The organism is Spirillospora sp. CA-142024 (genome assembly GCF_050942325.1).
Classification (GTDB): domain Bacteria; phylum Actinomycetota; class Actinomycetes; order Streptosporangiales; family Streptosporangiaceae; genus Spirillospora.
In genome coordinates this window covers 974,121-998,377 of record NZ_CP192077.1, presented here as the reverse complement: position 1 = coordinate 998,377, position 24,257 = coordinate 974,121, and the positions used below count along the sequence as shown (strand labels likewise).

At 69.6% G+C, this 24,257-nt stretch carries 27 protein-coding genes and 1 pseudogene; 14 read left to right on the top strand and 14 right to left on the bottom strand.

The annotated features are described in order from the left end of the window. Positions 1-148: 148 nt before the first annotated feature. Entirely contained in the window at positions 149-355 is a 207-nt protein-coding gene (locus tag ACQPZP_RS05065; RefSeq protein ID WP_433476460.1) for a TOBE domain-containing protein, read from the top strand. Between the two features lie 51 nt (positions 356-406). Here the strand turns inward: ACQPZP_RS05065 and ACQPZP_RS05060 are convergent, their stop codons facing one another. Continuing rightward, entirely contained in the window at positions 407-673 is a 267-nt protein-coding gene (locus tag ACQPZP_RS05060) for an extracellular solute-binding protein (protein WP_433476459.1), read from the bottom strand. Positions 674-677: 4 nt separating this feature from the next. Here ACQPZP_RS05060 and ACQPZP_RS05055 point away from each other — a divergent pair, with 4 nt between their 5' ends. After that, positions 678-908: a hypothetical protein gene (locus ACQPZP_RS05055; RefSeq protein ID WP_433476458.1), complete on the top strand. Its 231-nt coding sequence runs from the start codon at positions 678-680 to the stop codon at positions 906-908. 233 nt (positions 909-1,141) lie between these two features. Here the strand turns inward: ACQPZP_RS05055 and ACQPZP_RS05050 are convergent, their stop codons facing one another. The 3 genes from ACQPZP_RS05050 to ACQPZP_RS05040 form a co-directional block, all read right to left on the bottom strand. Next, positions 1,142-1,525: a YybH family protein gene (locus tag ACQPZP_RS05050; protein ID WP_433476457.1), complete on the bottom strand. Its 384-nt coding sequence runs from the start codon at positions 1,523-1,525 to the stop codon at positions 1,142-1,144. Positions 1,526-2,071: 546 nt separating this feature from the next. Continuing rightward, the gene (locus ACQPZP_RS05045; RefSeq protein WP_433476456.1) at positions 2,072-2,800 is read right to left on the bottom strand and encodes an ABC transporter permease; all 729 of its coding nucleotides are present in this window, start codon (positions 2,798-2,800) and stop codon (positions 2,072-2,074) included. 11 nt (positions 2,801-2,811) lie between these two features. Further along, positions 2,812-3,465, bottom strand: a complete 654-nt coding sequence (locus tag ACQPZP_RS05040) for an ABC transporter ATP-binding protein (RefSeq protein ID WP_433476455.1) — start codon at positions 3,463-3,465, stop codon at positions 2,812-2,814. Positions 3,466-3,715: 250 nt separating this feature from the next. Between ACQPZP_RS05040 and ACQPZP_RS05035 the strand changes: the two genes are divergently transcribed. Continuing rightward, positions 3,716-4,897, top strand: coding sequence for a sensor histidine kinase (locus tag ACQPZP_RS05035; RefSeq protein ID WP_433476454.1), 1,182 nt, complete (start codon positions 3,716-3,718; stop codon positions 4,895-4,897). Continuing rightward, positions 4,894-5,580 carry a response regulator transcription factor gene (locus ACQPZP_RS05030; RefSeq protein ID WP_433476453.1) on the top strand — a complete coding sequence of 229 codons (687 nt, stop codon included), beginning with the start codon at positions 4,894-4,896 and terminating at the stop codon, positions 5,578-5,580. Before ACQPZP_RS05035 ends, ACQPZP_RS05030 begins: the two co-directional genes overlap by 4 nt. Positions 5,581-5,910: 330 nt before the next feature. Here the strand turns inward: ACQPZP_RS05030 and ACQPZP_RS05025 are convergent, their stop codons facing one another. Further along, positions 5,911-6,186 carry a PASTA domain-containing protein gene (locus tag ACQPZP_RS05025; protein ID WP_433476452.1) on the bottom strand — a complete coding sequence of 92 codons (276 nt, stop codon included), beginning with the start codon at positions 6,184-6,186 and terminating at the stop codon, positions 5,911-5,913. Between the two features lie 463 nt (positions 6,187-6,649). Here ACQPZP_RS05025 and istA point away from each other — a divergent pair, with 463 nt between their 5' ends. The 3 genes from istA (at position 6,650) to ACQPZP_RS05010 (ending at position 10,327) form a co-directional block, all read left to right on the top strand. Then, complete coding sequence (gene istA, locus ACQPZP_RS05020; protein WP_433479555.1) at positions 6,650-8,329, top strand: IS21 family transposase; 1,680 nt, start codon at positions 6,650-6,652, stop codon at positions 8,327-8,329. Next, positions 8,326-9,129: an IS21-like element helper ATPase IstB gene (gene istB, locus ACQPZP_RS05015; RefSeq protein ID WP_433476451.1), complete on the top strand. Its 804-nt coding sequence runs from the start codon at positions 8,326-8,328 to the stop codon at positions 9,127-9,129. The genes istA and istB overlap by 4 nt, the downstream gene beginning before the upstream one ends. Positions 9,130-9,478: 349 nt before the next feature. Then, entirely contained in the window at positions 9,479-10,327 is an 849-nt protein-coding gene (locus tag ACQPZP_RS05010) for a hypothetical protein (protein WP_433476450.1), read from the top strand. Between the two features lie 498 nt (positions 10,328-10,825). Here the strand turns inward: ACQPZP_RS05010 and ACQPZP_RS05005 are convergent, their stop codons facing one another. Beyond that, positions 10,826-11,056, bottom strand: a complete 231-nt coding sequence (locus ACQPZP_RS05005) for a hypothetical protein (RefSeq protein ID WP_433479554.1) — start codon at positions 11,054-11,056, stop codon at positions 10,826-10,828. Between the two features lie 194 nt (positions 11,057-11,250). On the opposite strand from ACQPZP_RS05005, the gene ACQPZP_RS05000 reads away from it, so the two are divergent. From ACQPZP_RS05000 to ACQPZP_RS04985, 4 genes and pseudogenes are all read left to right on the top strand, one after another. Next, positions 11,251-11,838, top strand: coding sequence for a TetR/AcrR family transcriptional regulator (locus tag ACQPZP_RS05000; protein WP_433476449.1), 588 nt, complete (start codon positions 11,251-11,253; stop codon positions 11,836-11,838). A 509-nt stretch (positions 11,839-12,347) separates the two neighbouring features. After that, a complete protein-coding gene (locus ACQPZP_RS04995) occupies positions 12,348-13,163 on the top strand; it encodes an oxidoreductase (protein ID WP_433476448.1) in 816 nt (271 codons plus the stop codon). Positions 13,164-13,514: 351 nt separating this feature from the next. Then, complete coding sequence (locus tag ACQPZP_RS04990) at positions 13,515-14,213, top strand: SDR family oxidoreductase (RefSeq protein ID WP_433476447.1); 699 nt, start codon at positions 13,515-13,517, stop codon at positions 14,211-14,213. Positions 14,214-14,402: 189 nt separating this feature from the next. Then, positions 14,403-15,053 (top strand): annotated as a pseudogene (locus ACQPZP_RS04985) (aldo/keto reductase). Between the two features lie 167 nt (positions 15,054-15,220). Here ACQPZP_RS04985 and ACQPZP_RS04980 read toward each other — a convergent pair. Beyond that, entirely contained in the window at positions 15,221-15,793 is a 573-nt protein-coding gene (locus ACQPZP_RS04980) for a TetR/AcrR family transcriptional regulator (RefSeq protein WP_433476446.1), read from the bottom strand. A gap of 116 nt (positions 15,794-15,909) precedes the next feature. Here ACQPZP_RS04980 and ACQPZP_RS04975 point away from each other — a divergent pair, with 116 nt between their 5' ends. Together ACQPZP_RS04975 and ACQPZP_RS04970 are read left to right on the top strand one after the other, a co-directional pair. After that, positions 15,910-16,593: an SDR family oxidoreductase gene (locus ACQPZP_RS04975; protein ID WP_433476445.1), complete on the top strand. Its 684-nt coding sequence runs from the start codon at positions 15,910-15,912 to the stop codon at positions 16,591-16,593. A 30-nt stretch (positions 16,594-16,623) separates the two neighbouring features. After that, positions 16,624-17,628 (top strand): NADP-dependent oxidoreductase, encoded by a 1,005-nt coding sequence (locus ACQPZP_RS04970; protein ID WP_433476444.1) that lies wholly within the window; start codon positions 16,624-16,626, stop codon positions 17,626-17,628. Between the two features lie 189 nt (positions 17,629-17,817). On the opposite strand, the gene ACQPZP_RS04965 is transcribed toward ACQPZP_RS04970, so the two are convergent. Beyond that, the gene (locus tag ACQPZP_RS04965; protein WP_433479553.1) at positions 17,818-18,645 is read right to left on the bottom strand and encodes a transposase; all 828 of its coding nucleotides are present in this window, start codon (positions 18,643-18,645) and stop codon (positions 17,818-17,820) included. Positions 18,646-18,977: 332 nt separating this feature from the next. Here ACQPZP_RS04965 and ACQPZP_RS04960 point away from each other — a divergent pair, with 332 nt between their 5' ends. Then, the gene (locus ACQPZP_RS04960; protein ID WP_433476443.1) at positions 18,978-19,262 is read left to right on the top strand and encodes a hypothetical protein; all 285 of its coding nucleotides are present in this window, start codon (positions 18,978-18,980) and stop codon (positions 19,260-19,262) included. 292 nt (positions 19,263-19,554) lie between these two features. Here the strand turns inward: ACQPZP_RS04960 and ACQPZP_RS04955 are convergent, their stop codons facing one another. The 6 genes from ACQPZP_RS04955 to ACQPZP_RS04930 form a co-directional block, all read right to left on the bottom strand. Further along, on the bottom strand, positions 19,555-19,950 hold the full coding sequence (locus tag ACQPZP_RS04955) for an STAS domain-containing protein (RefSeq protein ID WP_433476442.1): 396 nt from the start codon (positions 19,948-19,950) through the stop codon (positions 19,555-19,557). Beyond that, entirely contained in the window at positions 19,947-20,261 is a 315-nt protein-coding gene (locus ACQPZP_RS04950; protein WP_433476441.1) for a hypothetical protein, read from the bottom strand. Before ACQPZP_RS04950 ends, ACQPZP_RS04955 begins: the two co-directional genes overlap by 4 nt. Positions 20,262-20,478: 217 nt before the next feature. After that, positions 20,479-21,051 carry a DUF5994 family protein gene (locus ACQPZP_RS04945; RefSeq protein ID WP_433476440.1) on the bottom strand — a complete coding sequence of 191 codons (573 nt, stop codon included), beginning with the start codon at positions 21,049-21,051 and terminating at the stop codon, positions 20,479-20,481. A 339-nt stretch (positions 21,052-21,390) separates the two neighbouring features. After that, positions 21,391-23,100 (bottom strand): SpoIIE family protein phosphatase, encoded by a 1,710-nt coding sequence (locus ACQPZP_RS04940; protein ID WP_433476439.1) that lies wholly within the window; start codon positions 23,098-23,100, stop codon positions 21,391-21,393. Between the two features lie 34 nt (positions 23,101-23,134). Beyond that, the gene (locus ACQPZP_RS04935) at positions 23,135-23,584 is read right to left on the bottom strand and encodes a hypothetical protein (protein WP_433476438.1); all 450 of its coding nucleotides are present in this window, start codon (positions 23,582-23,584) and stop codon (positions 23,135-23,137) included. 181 nt (positions 23,585-23,765) lie between these two features. Next, positions 23,766-24,245, bottom strand: a complete 480-nt coding sequence (locus ACQPZP_RS04930) for a DUF5994 family protein (RefSeq protein ID WP_433476437.1) — start codon at positions 24,243-24,245, stop codon at positions 23,766-23,768. Positions 24,246-24,257: the final 12 nt, after the last annotated feature.

The following is a 24,257-nucleotide window of genomic DNA, read 5'->3' as shown; positions in this document are numbered from 1 at the left end:
CGCCGACCGGGTGTCGGCCGATCTGAGTCGTCTCCGTGGTACCAGGGGCTGGGGATGCGATGGGCGAGGTATGGCGGACCTGGCCCAGGGCACATCCAGCGGAGTCGCTCTTGTCCGGTGACCGGGGAGCAGGGGGTGTCTGATGCGGTTGAGCGCACGAAACCAGATCCAGGCCAGGATCACCAAGATCACCGTCGGTGAGGCCACCGCGAACGTCGAACTCGATGCCGGTGGAACGCGGTTGGTCGCCTCGATCACCGTGGAGGCCGTGCGTGACCTCGGGCTGGCCGAGGGCAGCGAGGTCACCGCGGTGATCAAGGCCTCCGATGTGATCGTGGCCGTCGACGGCACGTGAAGACCGCCGGCCGACCGTGCCGACCGGCGGCGCAAGCCACGCAGGGTGGGATCAGGGGGCTTCGAAGTCGGCTGCGGACAGGACTTGGTTGCCCTGCGGTGACAGCACGAGCTGGACGAACTCCTTGGCCAGGGCGGGCTGGGCCTTGTTCAGGGTGGCGATGGGGTAGTCGTTGATGGCTTTGGCGGACTCGGGGAAGTCGATGCCGTGGACCTTGGTGCCGGCGGCCTTGACGTCGGTGCGGTAGACCAGCGCGGCGTCGGCCTCGCCGAGGGTGACCTTGTTGAGGGCGCCCTTGACGTCCTGCTCCAGGGACACGGGCTTGACGGTCACGCCAGCGGCGGCGGACGGAGCCCCCGCCAGGGAAGTCAACGCCGTGCTGAACCCGCGCGGGAACTACAGCGGCCAGCAGTGGCGCTACAACCCCGGCATCGGCCAGATCACCAAACTCACCAGCGGCCTGTGCCCGGACACGGCCGGGGCTCCCGCCAACTACGTCGCCCTGATGGCCAACCCCTGCGGGAACTACACGGGCCAGGGCTGGCGCCGGTAAACGGGGGGACTCCACGTTGATCTGTGTCAGCGGGCCCGGCGGCCTGCGCATGCGCTGCGTGGCCGGAGGTGAGGTGCCGGCATTCTGCGCGGGGCCGCTGCGGCCCAGCGCCTCCACATCACCTCGGCGTCGGTGTGCCGGCGCCCTGGTCTGCCTGGTCGGCGTCGCGGTCATCATGTATGCGCCGCGCGCACCTGACCGCGCGGCACTCGAGCGTCGGGGTCCAAGGTGCGTCAGGGCTTGATGGCCGTGCCTTGGGCCGAGAGCAGGCGCCACCCGCCGGAAGCGTCGGCGGCGAAGACGTGGGTGTAGCGGCTGCCCGCGCTGAACGTCGTCCCATCCGGGTTCTGGAAGGTCATGCTCGTTCGGCCGACGACCACACCGACGTCACCGACCCGGCGGACGATGGCCTCCTGCGGAAAGGAGTCGATCGCGGGGAAGCGCAGGGCGCCGCGGATGATCAGGGCGAGCAGGGCGGCCTTGTCGGCGACCGCGCCGTCCTCGACGCCCACCAGGACGAAGTCCTCGGCAAGCAACTCCTCCAGCCGGGTGGTGTCGGCGTCCATCAGGGCTTGGAAGAAGGACTGGTCGTGTTGCAGCAAGGTGTCTTGGTTCATAGGCGGCACAGCGTAAGGGGTAACGCCGACGTCAAGGTCAAGCCCGGCAAAGGTGGCCAGGTCGGCCAGCGACACTTCGCTGGCGGCGTAGCGGCGGCGGATGGATGAACGCGGAAAATGAACCACTCGACCGGCGTCGTGGAAAGCGCCTCCAGATCGGATCCCCCGGGCGGGACCGGCTCGATGGCACTCCCCCACCGAGACCGGCCCACGACCCGAATCTGACCGCGTCCGGAGCTCGGCCAAAGCCTCCTCGGCTGCCATGCGCGTGGTGAAGCCGTCACGGTGGATCCGCGGCGACAGCCATCAGCGCCGGTTGGGCGCTTCTGCGTCACGCCCTCATCAAGACGGCCTTGCCAGGGAGCCATCAAGATGGTTCTCCTCCTTTAGAGGCCATAACCACCCTGGTTTGGTGGGCTCTCCTTCGAAAGATCGTCGAACCGTTTCTCTCTCAACACCCGCGCCGTCAAACGGGGGCAACATCATGGTGTCCGTGCTGCGGGGGAAACTCACCCTGACCAGCGCGCACCCCCAACTGGCGGGGTCTCAGGTGACGTCGCGTCGTGCGGACGTTGAGATGGCGACCACGGTGAATGCCGCCGTGTAGGCGCAGAGGATCAAGGCTGCTTCCCATTGCGGTAGGTCAGGTGCGGTGGGCAGGCCGCCGAGCGCCTGGCCGCTGGTGAACGGCAACCACTGGTCGAGGTCACCGATCAGCTGGCCGATGATCCCTTCGACAAGCGCTATCCAGGCCAGGGACGCGGCGAGCGCCGCGGACAGGTTGCGCAGCAGGGCACCGACGGCCACGCCGATGGCGGCGAAGGCGGCGTTCCAGGCGATGCCGCCGGCCAGGGTGCGCCACAGGCCGTCGTCCGACAGGTCCAGAGAGCCGCCGTCGACTGGGAACGCCAGGGCGATGGCGGCGACCGCCGTGACCGCCAGGAACACGCCGAAGACCGTGCCGATGGCCAGGCAGACGATCAGTTTCGCGGTGATGACCCGGCCGCGGCGCGGTGTGGCCAGGTAGGTGTCGGTGATGGTCTTGTGCCGGTACTCGCCGGCGATGGCGATGATGCCGAAGACCAGCGCGAGGACGGACATCAGGCCGACGTGCGAGGCCGCCTCCGTCACCGCCTCGGGCTTGGTCAGGTCGCGGTCGCCGGCGACGACCCCGGCGACGCCCATGACGGTCAGCAGCGGTCCGGAGGCGAGGAGCAGCCAGGGGCCGCGGATGGTGCGGAGCTTGCGCAGTTCGTTGCTGATCAGGGTTGGCATTCCGGTTCTCCTCAGTGGGCGTCCGCGGAGGCCGAGGCCTCGGTGGCGGTGAGGCGCAGGAAGGCCGTCTCCAGGTCGTCCAGTTCCGCCAGCGGGCCGGTGTGGCACAGCCGTCCCTCGTGGACGATGACCACGTGGTCGACGGTCTGGGCGACCTCGCTCAGCACGTGGCTGGAGATCAGAACGGTGCGGCCGTCGGCGGTCAGATCCCGCAGCAGTGTGCGCAGCCACACCGTTCCGGCGGGGTCCAGGCCGTTCGCCGGTTCGTCCAGCAGCAAGACCCGTGGATCGCCCAGCAGCGCGGCGGCCAGCCCGAGCCGCTGGCGCATGCCCAGCGAATAACCGCCCGCCCGCCGTCCCGCGGCCTCGGTGAGCCCGACCTGGTCGAGGACCTGGTCCACGCGCGTTTCCGGGACGCCGGTCACCTGGGCGAGGATGCGCAGGTGGTCTCGACCGCGACGGCCGGGATGAGCGGCGGTCGCCTCCAGCATCGCGCCGACGACGCGACGCGGGTGCGGCAGCGTCTCATAGCGCCGTCCGCCGATCAGTGCCGTGCCGGCGGTGGGACGGATGAGCCCGAGCACCATTCGCAGGGTGGTGGTCTTGCCGGCGCCGTTGGGTCCGAGGAATCCGGTGATCTGGCCGGGCGGCACCTCGAAGGTCATGTCCTGTACCGCCGTTGTCGGGCCGAACCGTTTGGTCAGACCCCTGACCGATATCTCCGTCATGGTGATCGCGTCCTTCGCGTCGGGTGAGTGCACGGCCGACTATCGCCCGGGGACCGCGTCTCGGTCGTCCGCCTCTCACCCGGTTTGTGTGGTCCACCTGGCGCAGTACGGGAGAGGCGGCGTACCGCATCCGGCGTACCGTGGCGAGGTGACGCCGACCGCATCACCGGTGCCTACCGTTGTGGGCATGAGCGCTTCCAACTGGACACAGCGCGCGCTACGACGCCATCCGCACATCTGCGACGCCGCCGTCGTGGCGGTCCTGTACGCGGTCATGCTGCTGACCACCGCGCAGGACCGGCGCAGCATCGGGGCCTGCCTGGCGGCGGGGGTGGCATGTGTCGCGCTCATGTGGCGGCGCCGCAGCCCGTTTCCGGTGCTCGCCGTCACCACTGCGGCGGTCGCCTTCTACGTGGCGTTGACCAGGGGACACGGGCTCGCGCTGGCCGCACCCATGATCGCGCTCTACAACGCCGCCGACACCGCGGGCACCACCGGCCGGCGCAGGGCCCTGACATTCGGCTGGCTGGCGGTGCTGGGGCTGGCCTTCACCCACGCGGGACTGCGGCCCAGCCTGTGGGCGGACGGCTGGCAGAACGTGGCCGTGATCGCGCTGGGCGGCCTGGCACTGGCGGCCGGCGACGCCGCCCGTAGCCGCCGCGACTACATCGCCGAGATCGAGGAACGCGCCCGGCACGCCGAACGCGACCGCGACCGGGAGGCCGCCCGCCGGGTGACCGAGGAACGGCTGCGGATCGCCCGCGACCTGCACGACGTCGTGGGCCACCACCTCGCCCTGATCAACCTGCAGGCGGGTGTCGCCGCTCACGTCCTCGACAAGCGACCGGACCAGACGCGCCAGTCGCTGGCCTACATCCGCCAGGCAAGCCGGACCGGACTAGACGAACTGCGCGACACCATCGGGCTGCTACGCGAACCGGGCGACCCGGCCGCCCCCACCGAGCCGACCGTCGGGCTCGCCGGATTCGACGAACTGGTCGATTCCTTCGCCCGCGCGGGTCTGCGGATCGAGCGCGGCATCGAGGGCACGGCCCGCCCCCTGCCGGCCGCCACCGACCTCACCGCCTACCGCGTGCTCCAGGAATCGCTCACCAACATCCGCAAGCACGCCCACGGAGCCGCGGCACACGTCCAACTCAGCTACTCACCCTCAGGACTACGCATCAGAGTTGAGGACGATGGCAACGGCCGCGTCGTGCTGGAGACCATCCCGGGCCGAGGGCACGGCATCGCCGGGATGCATGAACGGGTCACGGCCATCGGCGGCCATCTGCACACCGGTCCCCGCCCGGAAGGCGGCTTCAGCGTCGACGCCCTGCTGCCGCTGTCCCAGGGCGGACGGCCGTGAGCATCCGGGTACTGCTCGCCGACGACCAGGCGCTGATGCGCGTCGGGTTCCGCGTGCTCATCGACTCCGCTCCCGACCTGGAGGTGGCGGGCGAGGCACGCACCGGCCGCGAGGCCGTGGAGATGGCTCGGCAGACTCGCGCCGACGTCGTCCTCATGGACATCCGCATGCCCGACACCGACGGCCTGACCGCCACCCAGATGATCACCGAGGACGATGACCTGGCGGGCGTGCGGGTCCTGATCCTCACCACCTTCGAGATCGACGAGTACGTGTACCGGGCCCTGCGCGCCGGAGCCAGCGGCTTCCTCGGCAAGGGCGCCGAACCCGCCGAACTGATCGAGGCAATCCGCGTGGTCAGCCGGGGCGACGCGCTGCTGTCCCCCACCGCCACCAAGAGCCTGATCGCCCGCTTCCTGGCCCGGCCCGACGACGGCCCCCCGCCCGCTCCCCCGGCTCTCGACATGCTGACCAACCGGGAGCGGGAAGTCCTCAGCCTGGTCGCGGTCGGCATGTCCAACGACGACATCGCCGACCACCTCGTCGTCAGCCCCGCCACGATCAAAACCCACGTCAACCGCGCCATGGTCAAACTCGGCGCCCGCGACCGCGCGCAACTGGTCGTCATCGCCTACCAGACCGGCCTGGTCCGCCCTCCCGCCACCGGCTCCCACTCCGTGTAGACCGAACGCGGGAGGCCCAGCCTGCCGTCCGCTCAGAGTGCGACGAGGGTGAGGCCACGTTGCCTGAGGGCGGGAATCACGGTGCGCAATGCCTCGACGGTCTGGGAGCGATCACCGCTACCGTCTTGGCACAGCAGGATGTCGCCCGCCTTGGCCTTTCAAGGCTGGGCTGATGTGCGGGACACCCGGTGCCATGCACGCGTCGGCGCGTGCATCTGTGGAGCAGGCCCACGCAGCATGCTTTGTGACGGTGGGATCGACGGGCGGCCGTCTGCGTGGGCACGAGGGCGTGGACCGCGATGCAGAGCGCGTTCCGTTGTTCAGGCGGTGCTACTCGCCGATCTTCTTTGAGTACAGCGTGATGGTGGTGCCGGGCTTGACGCGGGTGCCGGCCGATGGGGCCTGACGGACGACGACCCAGTTCCGGTCCCACAGCAGCATCCGCCCCTGACCGGTCGCGTCCTTCTCCGCGAGCATGAACAGGCCATGTGCCTGCAGCTCGTCCTGGGCCTTCTGGTGATTGTGGCCGACGACGTCCGGGACACGGATCAGTGTCGGCTTGGCGGCTCTCGTCTTCGTCGGCGGGGCCGCGGCCTTCGGCGTCATCGTCACGGCCTTGCTTGGAGTGGGCGTGACGATGACGGTCTTTGCCGGCGCCGCAGTGGTGTCGGCGGGCTCGCAGGCGGCGAGCGTTCGCCGTCATTGAGATCTGAGTCCCAGCGGCCCTGCTAGCGGCTCGCGGGCTCGTGAGCGGCGTCCTGGCGTATGGCGGCGCTCGGACTGCCGGGCCGGGCGCGGCGGCCGCCGGTCCGCCGCGCTTGAAACGTAGAGAAAAGTCTCATCCGGGATGCTCGTTGACGCGCATCGGTGCCGCTGACCTGGGTGTTCGCGAACGCGCTCGTCCGCCTGGTGTGGGTGTGGTTCTAGGAACGAGTCGCGGCCCCATCTACCAGTGAGCTGCGGCCCCACTGCCTGAACGATCGATACCGTTCCAGCGAGTTTTGGCCCCACCTGAGGGTTGCGGTGGGAAGCTGAGCGCGCTCCGAGTGAAGGAGCGTCGATGGCTCGGATGACCAAGGTGGAGTTGTTCGCCGCGATCCGGCGGGACGCGCGGCTCGAAGGCTTGGGCGTGCGCGCCTTGGCACGTAAGTACGGGGTGCATCGGCGGATGGTGCGTGAGGCGCTGACCTCGGCCTGGCCCCAGGCGCGCAAGCGGATGCCGCCGCGGCGGTCCCGGCTCGATCCGTTCAAACCGGCGGTCGATCAGATGCTGCGGGCGGACCTGGACGCGCCGCGCAAGCAGCGCCACACGGTCAGAAGAATCGTCGACCGGCTGGTCGCCGAGCACGAGATGGAAGGCATCTCCTACTCCACCGTCTGCAACTACGTCGCGGCCCGCCGCCCAGGAATCCGCCAGGAGGCCGGACGCGGGCCGGCGGAAGTGCCGATCTCCCAGACGCACCGGCCGGGCGCCGAGGCCGAGGTGGACTTCGGTGATGTGTACGTGGAGCTGGCCGGGAAGGTGACCAAGTGCCACCTGTTTGTGTTCCGGATGTCGTACTCGGGCAAGGCCGTGCACCGCATCTTCCGCTCCTGCGGACAGGAGGCGTTCCTGGAAGGACACGAGCACGCTCTGAGCGTGCTGGGCGGAGTGCCGACCGGCAAGGTGCGTTACGACAACCTCAGCTCGGCGGTCGCCCAGGTGCTGGGGTTCACCCGGGCCCGGGTGGAGACCGAGCGGTGGACGGCGTTCCGTTCGCACTATGGCCTGGAAGCCTTCTACTGCCGGCCGGGGTTGGCCGGCGCCCATGAGAAGGGCGGGGTCGAGGGCGAGGTGGGCCGGTTCCGCCGCAATCACCTGGTCCCGGTCCCGAAAGTGTCGACGCTGGCCGAACTCAACACGCTGATCGATCAGTGGGACGCCGCTGATGACCAGCGGCGGATCGGGTCCCGGACGCACACCATCGCCGAGTACTTCGCGACCGAGCAGCCGCTGCTGGCGCCGCTGCCGGACGAGGCCTTCCAGACCGGGCGGGAGTTCCGGCCGCGGGTCGATCGCCGCGCGCAGATCTGCGTGCGCACCAACCGTTACTCGGTGCCGGTGCACCTGGTCGGCCGCCGGGTTCGGGTGCTGCTGCATTCGGATGAGCTGCTGGTCTTCGACGGCGCCACCCTGGTGGCCCGGCATGAACGGCTGATCGCCAAGAACGGCTGCCGGCTGGAGTTGGACCACTATCTGGAGGTCCTGCTACGCAAACCGGGGGCGTTGCCCGGAGCGACCGCGCTGGAGCAGGCGCAGGCGGCCGGGAAGTTCACCCCGGTCCATGACGCCTGGTGGGCCGCGGTCCGCAAGGCCCACGGCACTGACGCCGGCGCCCGCGCGCTGATCGAGGTGCTGATGATGCACCGCAGCATGGCCCACGAACACGTGGTGGCCGGGATCGCCGCGGCACTGCGCGTCGGGGCGCGGACCGCCGACGTCGTCGCGGTCGAGGCCCGCAAAGCCGCCCAGGCCGACCAGGCCGACACCCGTGCTGAGACCTCACCCGATCCGCGCACCGGCCCAGCATCGGCTGGCGCCTCCGGCGGGCGACCGGTCGGACGGCCTACCCAGATCCCTGAAGAGATCATCTCGCTCACCCAGCACCGGCTGGCCAGGCTGCCGGTCGACACCCGGCCGCCGCCCTGGGTGGCCGTCTATGACCAGCTGCTGCGCCACCGTCCCGCATCCCAGGGAGATGCCTCATGACCACCCACCAGCAGCTGACCCACCAGCGCGGACTGACCGAACCAGCCGCCGAGGCCGCCATCGACCAGGCCCGCCGGATGCTGCGGCTGCCGACCGTCCGCAACCAGTTCCTCGCCACCGCCGACGCCGCCGAACGCGAACAGCTCACCTACCGCGGGTTCCTGGCCGAGCTGCTGATGGCCGAGTGCGAGGACCGGCAACGCCGCCGCTCCGAACGCCGGATCAAGGCCGCCGGGTTCCCCCGCCAAAAGGCGCTGCGCGACTTCGACTTCGAGGCCAACCCCAACGTCCCGCCCGCCGTCGTCAACGCCCTGGCCACCTGCGAATGGGTGCGCAGGGGTGAGCCACTCTGCCTGATCGGCGACTCGGGGACCGGCAAGTCCCACCTGCTGATCTCGCTGGGCACCGAGGCAGCGATGGCCGGCTTCCGGGTCAAATACGTGCTGGCCGCCCGGCTGGTCAACGAGCTGGTCGAGGCCGCCGACGAACTCGTCCTCAACAAGACCATCGCCCGCTACGGCCGCGTCGACCTGCTCTGCATCGACGAGCTGGGCTATCTCGAACTCGACAAACGCGGCGCCGACCTGCTCTTCCAGGTGCTGACCGATCGGGAGGAGACCTCCAGCGTCGCCATCGCCTCCAACGAGTCGTTCGGCGGCTGGACCAGGACGTTCACCGACCCGCGCCTTTGCGCCGCCATCGTCGACCGGCTCACCTTCAACGCCACCATCATCGAGACCGGCACCCAGTCCTACCGGCTCAGCCGCACCCAGGCCCAACAGGCCGCAGCCACATCCTGACGACCAGAGCCTGCCTCTTCCTCCCCAGCCGCCGCCGCGCCGTCCCTGGCTGGAGTGGTCAATCTGAAGTGCCCGCAGACGAAGCCAAGCCGAGGGCGAACGAGATTGACCGGGCCGGCCATGAGGAGGATGGGAACGGCCAGTAGCGATTCGTCTTTGCGCGCTCGGGTCCTGGCCGCGAGCGGTGTTCTGTCGGTGAGTTCGGTTCGGCGCGAGCCGAACTCCACCGGCGGCGGGCTGGGGACCTTGTCCCGGTTGCTGTTGCGGGGCAGGGCGTGGTCTATACGGTCATCTTCGGTGCCTTCGCATCAGCAGGGCGCAACGCAAACCATGACGAGAAGGATCAGCCATGACGACCATGGAGCTCAGCGAGTTCGACATCGTTGTCCGTCCGGGACACACCGCGACCTACGAGGCCGTCACCGGTCGCGTCGCCGTCCTGAAGGGCGGCCAGGTCACCATCGGCCAGGTTCTCGACTCGGGCTCTGTCGCCGTGTTCAGCGGCGGCCGGGCGATCATCGACGAGGTCCGCAACCGGACTCACGTCGGCGTCCGCGGCGGCCAGGCCACCATCGGCAAGCTCTCCGAGCAGAGCCAGGCCGAGGTCGACGACGACGGCCGACTCACCATCGGCGAGGTCCGCGACTGCAGCGACGTCTATGTCGACAGCGGCCAGGCCACCATCGACCAGGCCGGCAGCCGCAGTTACGTCGCCATCTTCAGCGGCGGCCGGGCCACCATCGGCAAGGCCTCCGACCAGAGCGGCGTCCTCGCCAGTGGCGGCCAGGCCACCATCGGCGAGGTCTGCGGCGACATCACCGATCCCTCCGAGCGCTGGGGGGCACGGGTCCGCGTCGACAACAGCGGCCGGGCCACCATCGGCAAGATGTCCAAGCGGTCCCAGATCACCGTCGACAACACCCTGGCCGCCGTCGAAGGCAACGCCCGGGCCAGCATCGACGAGATCTGCGACGACGTCTGCGTCGATCTCATGGGCGGGGGTCAGGCCACCATCGGCACGGCCTCCGGCGACAGCAGCGTCTACGTCGGCGTGCTGGGCCAGATCTCCATCGCCGAGGTCTGCGGCAACAGCAACGTCAAGATCCACGACGAGGGCGAGGCCACCATCGGCAAGGCCTCCGACCCAAGCCGGATCGACCACGGAGGCCAAGTCATCTTCGGCAAGGCCTCCCGATAAGACCACAGCACCGCTCCCGGATCCCCCCGGGCGGCGGCCCAACACCGGCCCACCAACCGGCACCGAGCGCCACCACGGCGATCGCCCCACCCAGAGGGCCCGGCACCCGCCGGGCCCTCACCTCTTCTCGCCCTGGCACCTGAACGAGCCGAGCACCCATCCCCAGACGGGAACAAGAGGTTCTCATTTGAATACCAGGACTCCTTTCGTTTCGCCTGGTCGCGGCTCCGACGTCGCCGGCTGCCAGTGGATTTCTTATCCGATGAACAGGTGGCGAGGGACGGACCGTTCGGGGCGGAGCCGTCGCTGGGTGGCTCTGACAGCACCCACCAGTGACAATATTGTTGATCGTGCACGCCAGGCATTTGGACCTGTGTGTGCAGGCTCGAATCCGACGGTTGGACGCGGACTATGTGCCGACCAGAATGCGGTGCGGCGCGCCGAGCGTTGAATGGACGGGCCATGTGTCTTCAGGGCGTGTCGCCCTCGGACACGTGATCATGCATAACTCTGAAGATCTATGCATGACGAATGGGCGGCCCGGCTAATGCTTCGGCCGTGATGGTCGTAGGTCAGTTCGAGGCCGAGCCGTCGGCACAGCGCGGCCTGCTCAACTTCACCACGAGGGATTCTCTCCGCGCCGGTGTCGACAACGACGGTTCGCTGGCCGTTGTTCCAGGCACCCTGCATCCGCCGACCGCACAACCCGCACCACAGAAGGCCGCGCAGCAGGTAGCTCCGCCGGATGCAGGTACCTGCGGGCGCGGGTGTGCTGGGCCCGTTCGAAGTCCGCGACGCGGACGATGGCGGGGTGGGCGATCTGGCGAGAGGATTGGCCGCCCCATTAAATTACACTCGCAATACCATACGATGAGGAAGTCGGTGGAGGGCAAGCGGCCCTTCCGGCGGCGGAGGAGCGCACGATGCGGTACGGGAAAGAGCACAAGCAGGAGACGCGGCAGCGGATCATCGAAACGGCGGGCCGCCGGCTCAAGCGCGACGGCATCGACGGCTCTGGGGTCGCCACGCTCATGAAGGACGCGGGGCTGACCAACGGCGCCTTCTACGCCCACTTCACATCCAAGGACGACCTTGTCGCCACCGCAGTCGCCGACCAATTGCACGCGCTGAACGAGAACATCGTCGCGCAGGCGGAGCCCGGCCTGGCCGGACTCGAACAGATCGTGCGCTATTACCTGTCAGCCCAGCACCGCGACAATCCCGGCGACGGCTGCCCCAATGCCGCCCTGCTGGATGAGATCGGGCGCTGCGCGGACGCAACCAGGCAGGCGTACACCGACGGCGTGCTGGTCCTCATCGACGGCATCGCCACCCGCATGACACCCGACGATCCGCCCTCGGCCCGCGTGAAGGCGCTCAGCCTCCTCGGCATGCTGGCCGGGACGCTACAGCTCTCCCGCGCCCTGACCGACCGGCAACTCTCCGACGGCCTCCTCGAGCAGGGCATCCACAACGCCCTCGCCCTGCTCGGCGCCGAGCAGCACATCTGAGGCACCGCATCACCAGACGGTGACCCGCGCCGGGAAACCACTCCACTCCCACGAGCTCTCCCCCTGTCCTGCCCACCGACTGCCTGGGGCTGCGGCGCGAAGGGGCCATCGCGCCGATGTCAGCGCCGGGTGTCTCGCTGTCGGGCGGTCATCCCATGCGACCGGCCCGATGGGGCACGGTTGATCAGAGGAGGCGGCTCCCGATCTCCTCGCTGCACTTGGGCGCGGAGTTTGTGAGCGCGGAGTTTGACGGTGCGCCGGCCATGGGGTGTGCCGCTCACGGGTGGCGGCTGCCCTGCAGCGCACCCCCCGACGTCCAATCCCTCTGTAGATGCGGTCGGCCCTGGCGCTGAGCCGCCCCTTTCGTTGCCCGCTTGGGCGCTTGGCGGTACCGCACCCCACGCTTCCGCGATTGCCGGAGCGGACGCCTTGCCAGTCGCCAGTTCTCACTGTATGGTCTTACGAACGTAAGATAAACGATCGTAATTCAATGAAGTGAGGAGTCCACGATGACGACAACCCGGCCGGTGGCACTCGTGACGGGTGCGTCATCGGGTATCGGCAAGGCAACTGCAATCGCCCTGGTCGCAGCAGATTTCGTGGTGATCGGAACCGGCCGAAGCACCTCGGAGCTCACCCCGCCCGCCGGCGTGACGTTCCTCGACCTCGACGTGGCCGGTGACGAATCCGCCGACGCCGCGGTCCGGCAGGTGATCGAACGGTTCGGGCGAATCGACGTCCTGGTCAACAACGCGGGTATCGGATCGGCGGGTGCCGTCGAGGAGAACTCCATCGCCCAGGCCCGGAGCGTCTTCAACATCAACGTCTTCGGCGTCATGCGCATGACCAAGGCCGTCCTGCCGCACATGCGAGCTCAGGGGGGCGGGCGCGTCATCAACATCTCCTCCGTCCTCGGGATCGTCCCCCAGCCCTACATGGCCCTGTATGCAGCGGCGAAGCACGCGATCGAGGGCTACTCCGAGTCGGTGGACCACGAGGTTCGCGAGCACGGCGTCCGGGTGCTCCTCGTCCAGCCCGCGTACACCAAGACCAGCTTCGACGCCAATGCCGCGCAGCCCGACACCCCACTGCCGGTGTACGCGCAGCGACGGCGCGTCTTCGACGAGGTGATCGCAGCGGCGATGAAGGACGGCGACGACCCCGCCGTCGTCGCCAAGGTCATCGTCACCGCGGCCACCGCCCCGAAGCCGAAGCTGCGCTACACCGCCGGCCCGCTGGCCAGACGCATGAGCACGCTGCGCCGCCTCGCCCCCACCGGAACGTTCGACAAGGGGATCCGCAAATTCAACCGGATGCCCGTCTGACACCTCGATCTCAAGAGCGCCGAGGAGTGAAGCGTGTTACGAGCACGTCCGACGTCGGCAAGGCACAGCCGAGGACCCTCCTCCGACCTCGCCGGCAGACCGGTCGGCGGCGACGCCACCCGCCTGGTCTTCCTGACCGGCGACCGGAGCTGATGCGCCTCTCTGCGTCCGGGCAACGCACGGTGCTGGTCACCGGGCAGGTGGGCGAGGCGATCATCGGCAACACCCGCGGCAACGACGGCACCGTCTACTACAGCCTATGGTCCCCGCCGACGCGTCCAGGACCGGCGAGTGGAAGCTGCCCCCCCCGATTCGATCATCCGACCCTTCGTCATCGAACAGGAGCCTTCCATGGACCTCTCCACCAGCACCGTCCTTGTCACCGGCGCCAACCGGGGCTTCGGCCGAGCGCTCGCCTCCGAAGTGCTCGGCCGCGGCGCCACCGTCTACGCCGGAGCCCGCAACCCCGACCGGGTCGACCTGCCGGGCGTCAAACCGATCGCGCTCGACATCACCGACCCCGCCTCCGTCGCCGCAGCCGCCCAGGCCACCGGCGACGTGACCGTCCTGATCAACAACGCCGGCTCACCTCCCGGCGCCGACCTGCTCACCGGCGACCTGGACGACATCCGCCTGGAGATGGAGACCCACTACCTCGGCACCCTGTCAGTGATCCGGAGCTTCGCACCTCAGATCGCAGCCAACGGAGGCGGCGCGATCCTCAACGTCCTATCCGGCCTGTCCTGGGTCAGCTTCCCCGAGGCCGGTGCCTACTGCGCCGCCAAGTCCGCGGAGTGGTCGCTCACCAACGCCCTGCGCCTGCAGCTAGCCGACCAGGGCATCCGAGTGACCGGACTACACGTCGGCTACATGGACACCGACATGATCCGGACTGTCGACGCGGCCAAGTCCGACCCCGCCGACATCGCCCGGATCGCCGTCGACGGCATCACCGCCGGCGCCTACGAAATCCTCGCCGACAACGCCTCCCGCCAGGCGCAGGCTGCGCTGGCCGGAGGCGTTTCCGTGCTCTACCCGCAGCTTCCCTGAGGGCGGCCGGCCGGAATCCGGTCCAGGCCCGCGGATGCCGGTGTTCGACACCCTCCTGCGGGGAAGCCATGAGCGGAGCGGGCTGACATGCCCCGGATCGGCCGCCCTCGCGGTGAGACGGACCTTCCTCTCACCCCCAAGGGCTCAGCCCGGCCCGGAGGGAACGTCCATAAAGCTGGAAGGCCGTACATGACTGTGAACTCTCCTTCGAGCAGTGCGCCTGCCGCGGCGGCGGGCACCTTCCGGATCGGAGGTGACCTGGAGGTCAACCGGATCGGTTACGGCGCGATGCAGCTCGTCGGTCCGGGAAGGTGGGGGCCGCCGCGGGACGAGGCCGAGGCTGTACGGGTGCTGCGGCGCGCAGTCGAGCTGGGCGTCACACTGATCGACACCGCCGACGCGTACGGTCCTTTCGTCGCCGATCAGCTCATCGCAAAGGCCCTGCACCCGTACCGGGACGAACTGGTGATCGCGACCAAGGGTGGCTTCGTACGCCCGGGTCCCGGCATCTGGCGCGCGTCGACCCCCAGGTACCTCTGGAGGAGTCGCTGGGCGAACTGAAACTGCTCCAGGACGAAGGAAAGATCCGCCACATCGGCCTGTCCGAGCCCCCTGGAGGCGGCCGCCGAGGAGCACAACGCCAGCCCAGCCCAGCTCGCCCTGGCCTGGCTGCTGCGCAGCGCACCGAACATGCTGCCCATCCCCGGTACCTCACAGGCCGCCCACCTGGAGGAGAACGTCGCCGCGGCGTCGATCAGCCTCGGTGACAGCGCGTACGCGGCACTGTCCGAGGCAGTCTCCTGCCCCTCTTGGCCTTGCCTCCTCATGGTAGATGCGTGAACACCGGCCGGACGCTCGTGGACGCCGTCGGCTACCTCCGTACGGGGCCGCGGGAAGGGTCAGCCGGAAGCTCCGGAGGCGCGCCCGTTGTGGTCGGCCCGGGACCGGGCGGCCGCGCAGGTCCGCGCAGGTCCACGTCGTGCTGCCGGTGTACCGCGGGCGGAACCTCACGTGCCGGACTGAGCGGTCGCTGCCAGAGCGGTCCGTGTCGCGGTGAGGATCTCCTCTGACAGGGGGGAGTCCTTGGTGGCGCGGGCCAGCAGGAGTGCGCCGAGCATCGTGCACAGCCGGATGATGCCGTCCTGGTCCTCGGTGGCGAGCCAGTCGGCGAAGTGCCCGACGCCCTCGGTGTAGACCTGGCGGGCCTCCTGGCTGCCGGGTTCGCGTGCCATGTCGCCGGCAAGTGCGGCGAGGGGGCAGCCGTCGGCGGGGGCGTCGCGATGCTCGACCGACAGGTAGGCGTCGATGAACGCCTGCTGGGCGGCGTCGCGTCGCCCGCTGAACTGTTCGAGCGCGGTGGCGTAGCGCTGGGTGAACTCGGCGAAGGCGTGGGCGGTGGCTTCGTCGATGAGCGCCTCTTTGGAGGCGAACTGCTTGTAGAAGCCGCCGTGGGTCAGGCCGGCCGCCTTCATCAGGTCGGCGACGCTGACATGGGTCCCCAGCGCGCGGAACAACCGGGAGGCGGTCTCCACGACCCGCTCGCGGTTCTCCCGTGCCTGCGCCTGCGAAACGCGGCCCATCGGTCACCCCCTCCCTTGGATGTCGGTTGACTTCTATCCTACTCTCTGCTTTAGATTAGGAACATAATCTAAACAAGGGGCTCGGCCGTATGAGCCCCACGACCCGGGGAGCAGGCATGGAACTGAAGGACGCGGTCGCCGTGGTCACCGGCGCCAACCGAGGGCTGGGGCGCCATCTGGCCGCCCAGCTCGTCGAGCGCGGAGCGAAGGTGTACGCGGCGGCGCGCCGCCCGGAGAGCGTGGACGTGGCCGGCGTCATCCCGGTGCGCCTGGATGTGACCGACGCGGAGTCGATCCGGGCCGCGGCCGCCATCGCCTCGGACGCGACGCTGCTGGTGAACAACGCCGGGATCTCCACCGGCACCCCACTGATCGTCAGCGACCTGGCGGCGGTGCGGCTGGAGATGGAGACCAACTTCTTCGGCCCGCTCGCTGTGACGCGGGCCTTCGCCCCGATCATCGAGGGCAATGGCGGCGGCGCGGTGTTCAACGTCCTGTCTGTGCTGGCGTGGTGGCATCCTGCCGGTGTCGGGGCCTACGCGGCGGCCAAGGCCGCGGCCTGGGCGCAGACCAACGCGGTCCGCGAGGAACTGGCGCCCCGCGGTATCGCCGTCTCGGCGCTCCACGTCGGGCTCATGGACACCGACATGGCCGCCGGCATTCCCGCCGAGAAGGCCGACCCCGCCGACGTCGCCGCCCAGGTCCTGCACGGCATCGCCAGCGGCCTGCCCGAGATCCTCGCCGACGACACCACCCGCAACGTCAAGCAGAGCCTTGCGACCACGCCGACCCCGGCCTGAAGCGACCATCAACGAGAAGAGGACACGACGATGAGGGCCTTCATGGTCGAACGCTACGGAGACCAGGCCGGTGTGCAGGCCGGTGATGCGCCGGACCCGCAGGTCGGCGCGGACGACGTCCTGATCCGGATCCACGCGGCGAGCGTCAACCCGCTCGACGTCAAGATCCGGGACGGGGAGTTCAAGGCGATCCTGCCGTACCGCGTCCCGTTCATCCTTGGCAACGACCTGGCTGGGGTGGTGGTCGACGTGGGTGCGGCCGTCAGCCGGTTCGTGGTGGGCGAGGAGGTCTACGCGCGGCCCGGCAAGGACCGCATCGGCACGTTCGCCGAACTCATCGCCGTGCACCAGGACGACGTGGCGCTCAAACCGGCCGCACTGACCATGCAGGAGGCCGCCTCCCTTCCCCTGGTCGCCCTGACCGCCTGGCAGGCGCTGGTCGAGCGGGCGCACATCCGATCGGGCCAGAAGGTCCTCATTCACGCCGGCTCGGGGGGCGTGGGCTCCATCGCCATCCAGCTGGCCAAGCATCTGGGCGCGACCGTGGCCACGACCACGAGCACCGGCAACATCGACTTGGTGAAGAAGCTGGGCGCGGACGTCGTCGTCGACTACCGCAAGCAGGCATTCGAGACCGTCCTGCGCGACTACGACATGGTCCTGGACCCCCTCGGCGGCCAGAACCTCACCAGATCCCTACGGGTTCTCAAACCCGGCGGGAAGATCATCAGTATCGCGGGACCGCCCGACGCCGCCTTCGCCAGGGAACTCGGGGCCGATCCGATGATCCGGCTGGTGATGACCGCGCTGAGCTTCCGGACCCGCCGCCGCGCCCGCCGCCACCGCGTCACGTACTCGTTCCTGTTCATGAAGGCCAGCGGCGACCAACTCCGCGAACTCACCCGGCTTATCGACGCCGGCGAGATCAGGCCCGTCGTCGACCGCGTCCTCCCATTCGAGCAAACCCGAGAGGCACTGGCCTACGTCGAGGCAGGACACGCCAAGGCCGGCAAGGTCGTAGTCACGATGAAGTGAACGGCCACCACCTCCTGCAGGACTGCCGCCCGGCCATGGCCGCCACACCGCCGGCTCGAACCGATGCCAGCCGACGGTCCCGCGGCCGGGGGGGACCGTGCTCGACCGGACGTTGACCTCCCGCAGGCATCCGGCCGGATATGGACCGTACGGCCACCGGCTCTTTCCCGCTCCGCCGCCAGTTCCCGCTCATAGGCGGTCTGCCATGCGGTGACACGTTCTGTAGTCCACACCAGTGCTTTGGGGCGCTTGCCTGCTCAGCCGTACCGCGCCGGCCAGGCGGATGATGGCGGTGCGGTCGGGGAAGATGCCGACTACGTCGGTCCTTCTCCTGACCTCCTTGTTCAGTCGCTCCTGGACGCGCGAGCCCAGGTTGCGGTGGTAGTGGGTTCGGCATCGCTGCCACGACGCGCCGGGCAGCGTGGCGGCGATCGCGTCGCGCAGCCCGGCGTGGCGGTCGGAGGTGACCATCTTCACCCCGGACAGGCCGTGGGCGACCAGGCCGCGCAGGAACGCCAGCCACCCGGCGCCGTCCTCAGACGACACGACGTCGACACCGAGGATCTCGCGGTGCCCGTCGGCGACCATCTCGTCCAGCTCACGAGCCATGAGACTGACCTGCGACTTGGACAGCCAGGTGACGCCCAGTTGCTGCTCGGCGAGCTTCTCCACCCGCCGCGTCGACACGCCCAGCAGGTAGGACGTGGCGACCACGCCGGCCAGGGCCCTCTCGGCCCGCCGGCGCCGCTCCAGCAGCCACTCGGGGTAGTACGACCCCGACCGCAGCTTCGGCACCGCCAGCTCGATCGTCCCCGCACGGGTGTCCCACTCGCGCTGCCGGTACCCGTTGCGGGAGTTGACCCGGGCGTCGGACACCTCGCCGTACCCGGCGCCGCACAGGGTCTCGACTTCGGCGTCCATCATCCGCTGCGCCATCTCGCGGATCATCGTTCGCAGCAGGTCCGGCGACGCCTCCGCCAGGGTCCGGTCGAAGTCCTCGCCGACAACCGGCACAATTGCCGGGTGCGCAGCACGGTGTGGCCGGAGCGGGACGACAGGCGAACGCCCTCGGCGGTCGAGGAACAGGGCGCGGCCGGTGTCGGCTCCCTTCCAGCCGGCCCGTTCATCGAGCCATTCCTCTAGGACGGCGCGCAGTCTCGGGCTGCACGCTGACCAGCGCACCATGCGGTCAGCCTGGCCCTTGCAGACGCGTCCCGGCACGGCCAGGCACACCACCCGCGACAGGTGGTCACTCGCGTCGGACCGACGTGATGCCGAACGCTCTATGTTGAGTGGTGAGGGCCCTGCGGGCAGTCGGAGCCGAGGAGATGAGGCCCATGAGTGGGACTGTGGCCGAGGTCTGGGTCGAGGCCGGCGGGGGCCGTGACATGGTCCGCGCTGATGCGATCGTGATGCTGAGGCTGGATGAGACCGGACGGTTGACCGCACAGCTTCGCGACGACGCCAAGGTCAGTGTGACCCTCCTGAGAGGCTCGTCCGGCGCCCACCCGCCCGATGACTTCCATCGTCAGCTGATCCGCGCGGTCGCAGAGCTCGCCGACTCCAGCGGCGCGCAACTCGTCCGCGCACGGCACGAGGGGGGTGCCTGGCGCTGGATCAGTGAATCTCTCTAGAGGCACGCTGCGATGTTGCTACCGCGCGCAAGGTGGGAGATGTGGAACTGCGCCGGCTCCGCTACCTGGTCGATCCTGCGGCGTGCAGCAGACGACTCCGATCATGTGCGCGCTGTGGTCGCCTGAGCCCGGGGCGTGTCCGAACGGCTCGGTTGGCTCGTCGCTGCGGACCAGGCGACCGGCCGGCCACCAGAACCCCGATTGGGCCGCCCGCACTCGGTGATCGGTCGGGGATCGGTTCAGCGCGTATCGGGTCCCGCGCGGCCGCGCGGGGTAGGCGCGGCCATTGGGATCATGCGGCGATTTCAGCATGGACGTCCGCGGTCGGGTGGACGATGAGGGCGCGGTCCAGCCCGGTGACGCTGAGCAGCGCGGCAACCTGCGTGCATGGGGCGGCGACTCGGAGGATGATGCCGAGTCCGGCGGCGCGGCGTTGGATACCGATCAGCACGGCCAGCCCCGCCGCGTCGGCGGACGCCACCTCCCTCAGGTCGAAGATCAGCAAACGGCCGCTGTGCCGCAACACGGCGATCAGGTGCTCGCGCAGCGCCGGAGCGGCGGCGCCGTCCAAAATGCCCGTCAACGCGACGATGGTGTGGCCGGGACGCCGGTGAGCGGGCATTCTCACTTCGTCTGGAACTCGGACGAGTTCTGCGGCGGTGGACGCGGCGGCGGTGGACACGGTCACGGTGATCTCCGATCACAGGTAGGCGGAAGCGCTGTACCCGGACGGTCAGATGATGGGCCGACCGGCTGGTCGGCCGGGCTCGACGTCTCGCGAGGGCTCACCGTCCCGGTCTCCACGGGGACCGGGACGGTGAAGAGGCCGAGGCGCCGGCCGTCGGCGTGGATCGCCGTGAGCAGCCCGGATGGAAGGGAGTCGAACCAGCTCAGCCGCACCACCCGGGTGCCGGGCGGGGACGCGGGGCGCAGCAGCAGCCGCGGAGTGGAGGGTGATGGCAGGCTGATCGTCGTGCCTTGTTCGCCGGTGTTCCGCATGGCCGGCGCCTTCCTTGGAGTTTTGATCTGTGCGGCGAGTGCGTTTTCCTCGGGGATTCGCCGGATACTCTGATCCTACCCAAACAATTTTAAATATGAAAGAAAAGCGGGAAATATTTGCCAGGCGAGGCGCCGCGACGTCAGGCATATCGGCGCCGGAGCGTGAAGGAACCGTTCCGTCTCCGGCCGAGTTCCACCGAGCCGGGTGGCGTGCGGTTCAGCGGGCTGCCGGATGTTCGCACAGTCGTCCGCCTTCGGACTCCCAGGCGCTTTGGGCTGCCGATTCGGTCCAGGCCGGGTCGTGCGGGTCTGCAGGTACGGCTAGGCCGGCCAGCAGGTCGGGGGCGGACAGATGGTTGGCGGGGTGGGCCGCCAGTTCCAGGGCCGCCCGGGCCGCCGCGCGGCCGGTGGGGGCCGGGACGGTGAGCAGGTCGATGCGCCGGCCGTCGGCGTATATCGCGGTGAGCAGCCCGGCGGCGGGGTTGTGGAACCAGCTGAGCCGAACCTCCCTTGTGTCGTTCGGGCCCTCGACGCGGAGCCGGCGGGGGTGGGTGTCCCAGTCGGCCGCCCGCAGCATGATGTGGGCGATGGGCCGGTGCCCGTCTGGCGGGCCGTGGGCCTGCAAGGCCAGAACGAGCCCGGGCAGTTCGGCGACCGGATCGGCCGAACGGGGCCACCAGCCGCCGTCCAGCGGCGTGCGGCCCGGGCCGTCCGAATCTGGGCCGGTGCGGTCGGCAGGCGCGGACGGCCGCAGGGCCAGCCGGGGAGCCGCATACGGCGAGAGGCTCATGGTCGTTCTTCGTTCAGTGGCGATTAGCATGAATCTGTGCCCCTTTCCCCGTGAGCCGCGGATAGCGGCCCCTGGGTGGGTTTTAATGGACGGACAGACCCGATAGGTCAGTGAAATCCCCACAGATCCAGAGCGAGACGGCCCAGGCGGATCTCCCACCAGAAGGTGGGTGTCATTGTTTGCCGGATATCTTTGTCTTACCCTCGAACATCCGATATTACCGATATCTGAAGTAAACTTTGATTGCCTCCCCTGTACCTTTACTTCACTTCGGCCGGGGCCAGGCACCCACATTCCGCGTCCGGTGAGGGGGCGAGGTCTCCACGGCGCGCCGGCTGGTCAGCCGGGGGTGCGGAGGGCGAGAAGCGCCACGTCGTCCTCGCCGCCGGGCTCCACGCGCTCCAGGAGCTTGTCGCACAGGTCGGGCAGGGGGAGCTGGGCCAGGTGGGAGCCGTGGCGGCGCAGGCTGGTGAGACGGTCGGCGAGGTCGGTGCCACGGGTTTCGACGAGGCCGTCGGTGTAGAGCACGAGGGTGGACAGCGGCGGGAGGAGGCGGGTGCCGTCGGGGCGTGTCCCGGTGAGATCGGGCTCGCCGAGGAGCGGTCCGTGCTCGTCGAGGAAATGCGTGCCGCCGTCGCCGGTGATCAACAGGGGCGGGGGATGACCGGCGTTGCACCAGCGCAGGTGCCATGGCCCGGCCGGGCTTCCTTCGACGCGGCCGAACACGGCGGTGGCGAGTTCGGCGTCGCTGACGGCGGCCATGACGCGGTCGAGGCGTGCCAGCACGCCGCTTGGCGGTCCGGCCATGTCCCAGGCCAGGGCTCTCAGCATGTTGCGGACCTCGGCCATGCGGGCCGCCGCGTGCAGGTCGTGGCCCACGATGTCCCCGATGACCAGCCCCGTGGCGCCATCGGGCAACGCGAAGGCGTCGTACCAGTCGCCGCCGACCCAGCTGGCCTGGGTCGCGGGGACGTACCTGGCCTCCAGTCGCAGAGCACCGGGCTGCGGCAGAGGCGTGAGCAGGTTGCGTTGCATCGCCTCGGCCGTGTTGCGCTGCTCGGCGTAGAGGCGGGCGTTGGCCAGGACCAGGCCGGTGCGGCGCGCGACGTCCTCGACGACGAGCTTGTCGTCCGGCCCGTAGCCGTGTCCCGGACGGGAGTAGCCCAGCGTGAGCGCGCCGTAGGTCTCACCACGGGCGGCCAGCGGGGCGATGATCGCGCTCTGGGCGTCCATGACCTGGAACAACTCGTACTGGGCCGCCCCCAGCGGTTCGTCGGAGCGCACGTCGGCGCCGCCGCTGACGACGACCGTGGCACTGCCGCGGAGTACTCGGGCCAGCGGTCCGCGCGGTGTTCGCGGGACAGGCGGAAGCGGGCCCTCCAGCCCGGCGATGTCGGCGGCGGACATTTCACGGTGCGTCGCGGTGACCCGCTCGACGCGGCCGTCGGGGATCAGCAGGTCGACCTCGGCCCAGTCCCCGAGCGCGGGCACCACGAGCCGGACCAGCCGCCGCAGCAGGTCCTTTTCGTTCAACGTGGACGACAGCACCGTGGTGATCTCGGCCACCAGCGCCAGCCGGGAGTTGGCCCGCTGCACCTGGGCCAGCCGGTCGCGCCGCTCGCGCTCGACCGCGACCTGGTCGGCGGCGGCCTGGAAGACGACGACCAGCCCGGCCACCGCCCCCGTCGCGGATCCGGTCCCGGCCTGGTCGCCGGTGTAGATGGGCGCGGCCGACCAGGAGCACATCACCAGCCGCCCGTCGCGATGGGCGAATCTCTCGCCGTCCCCGTGGGCGGAGACTCCGGTGCGGAGCGCACGCAGGAGGCGGCAGTCCCGCTCCGGTGGGACATGCCCGGCGGCGTCCCGGCGCAGAAGCAGGTGCATCCGCTTTCCCAGCACCTCGTCGCGGGTGTAGCCGAGAAGCCGCTGCGCCCCGGGGTTCCACGCGGTGATCAGGCCGGACTCGTCCGTGGCGAGAACTCCGGAGTTCATCGCCTCCACCAAACGACCATGAGTGGCGCCCGGCCGATCGTCGACGTCCCCAGTCATGCTCATCCCCCTGGATCGGGCACCAGGCCCCGGATCACCGGTCGGCCGGGACCGAGTCCGGCCGCCACCAAGTGAAGGAGTGGATGTACCGGATGCCATTGCGGCTGCCGCGCCGTCCGTAGGTGAGGGCGACCACGCCGGAGCCGCCCATGTCCTCGCGCCCCTGGTGCCCGCGCTCGGCCGGGCCAGAGGACAGACTGTGGATCTCACTCAGCAGGAGGCGGGCGGACGCTCGGAGCTCCAGCCGCAGATCGATCGGACCGCGCGCACGGGTGGCGGTACGGGTGAGGAATTCGTGGACGAGTGCCGTCAGATGGTCGGTGAGATCACCGGCGGCCGGCCCCAGTCCCCACCGTCGCAAGGCGTCGTGGACCTTCCGGCGGGCCTGGCCGGTCGCGGCGCGCCCGCCCGGCAACTGCCATCGGGCGGTCCGCAGCACCGATCCCGCGTCGTTTTCGGCGTTGTGGTGTGTGGGCGCGGTCACTGGGCTCTCCGATCAAGAAGTGGCATGGCCTGGCACAGGCCACACGGCCGACCTCACGAGACCAGGTACGGTTTGCCGGTTTGTTCGCCATATGCCCGATTGCTCAATCGGGCATGCGGTGAGCAGGGCTTCGACGCGACTCACCTCCGGTCACCGGCGAGATCGTCGGCCTCGCGGGGGCTCAACCGCGGCGGGTGGAGATGTCGCAGGAGGCCAGGATCTCCTGCGGCATCGCGGCACCGGTCTCGACCGCGGACCTGGCCAGAGCGGCCTCCGCCGAAGGCGGCGTCGCTCCCGGTGGGATGACGAGCAGCAGGATCGGGGTCGCGCGGCCACTGGTGACCGCGACCATGTGTTCGCGGTGGGCCAGCCAGCCCACTCTGACCTCGCGTTCCCGGACGGTGATGCGGAGCGGGATGGCGTCCCAGTCGTCGAAGTCGATGTTCACGCGGGTGACCGTGTCTCCCGGCTCGGTCAGGGCGGTCACCAGTTCGGTGAGTTCGGCGGTGGTGTTCCGGGATCGGGGCCACCAGCCGCCGTCCATGACTCCGCGTCCTGCGCGGCCGGGGGCCAGCCGCAGGCGTGGCGCCGGCGGCATCGCGCTCTCGGCCGACGAGGGTGTGGCGGGCGCCAGGTCGAGCTGCGTGGTTTCGCGGGCCATGGAAGGGCCCCA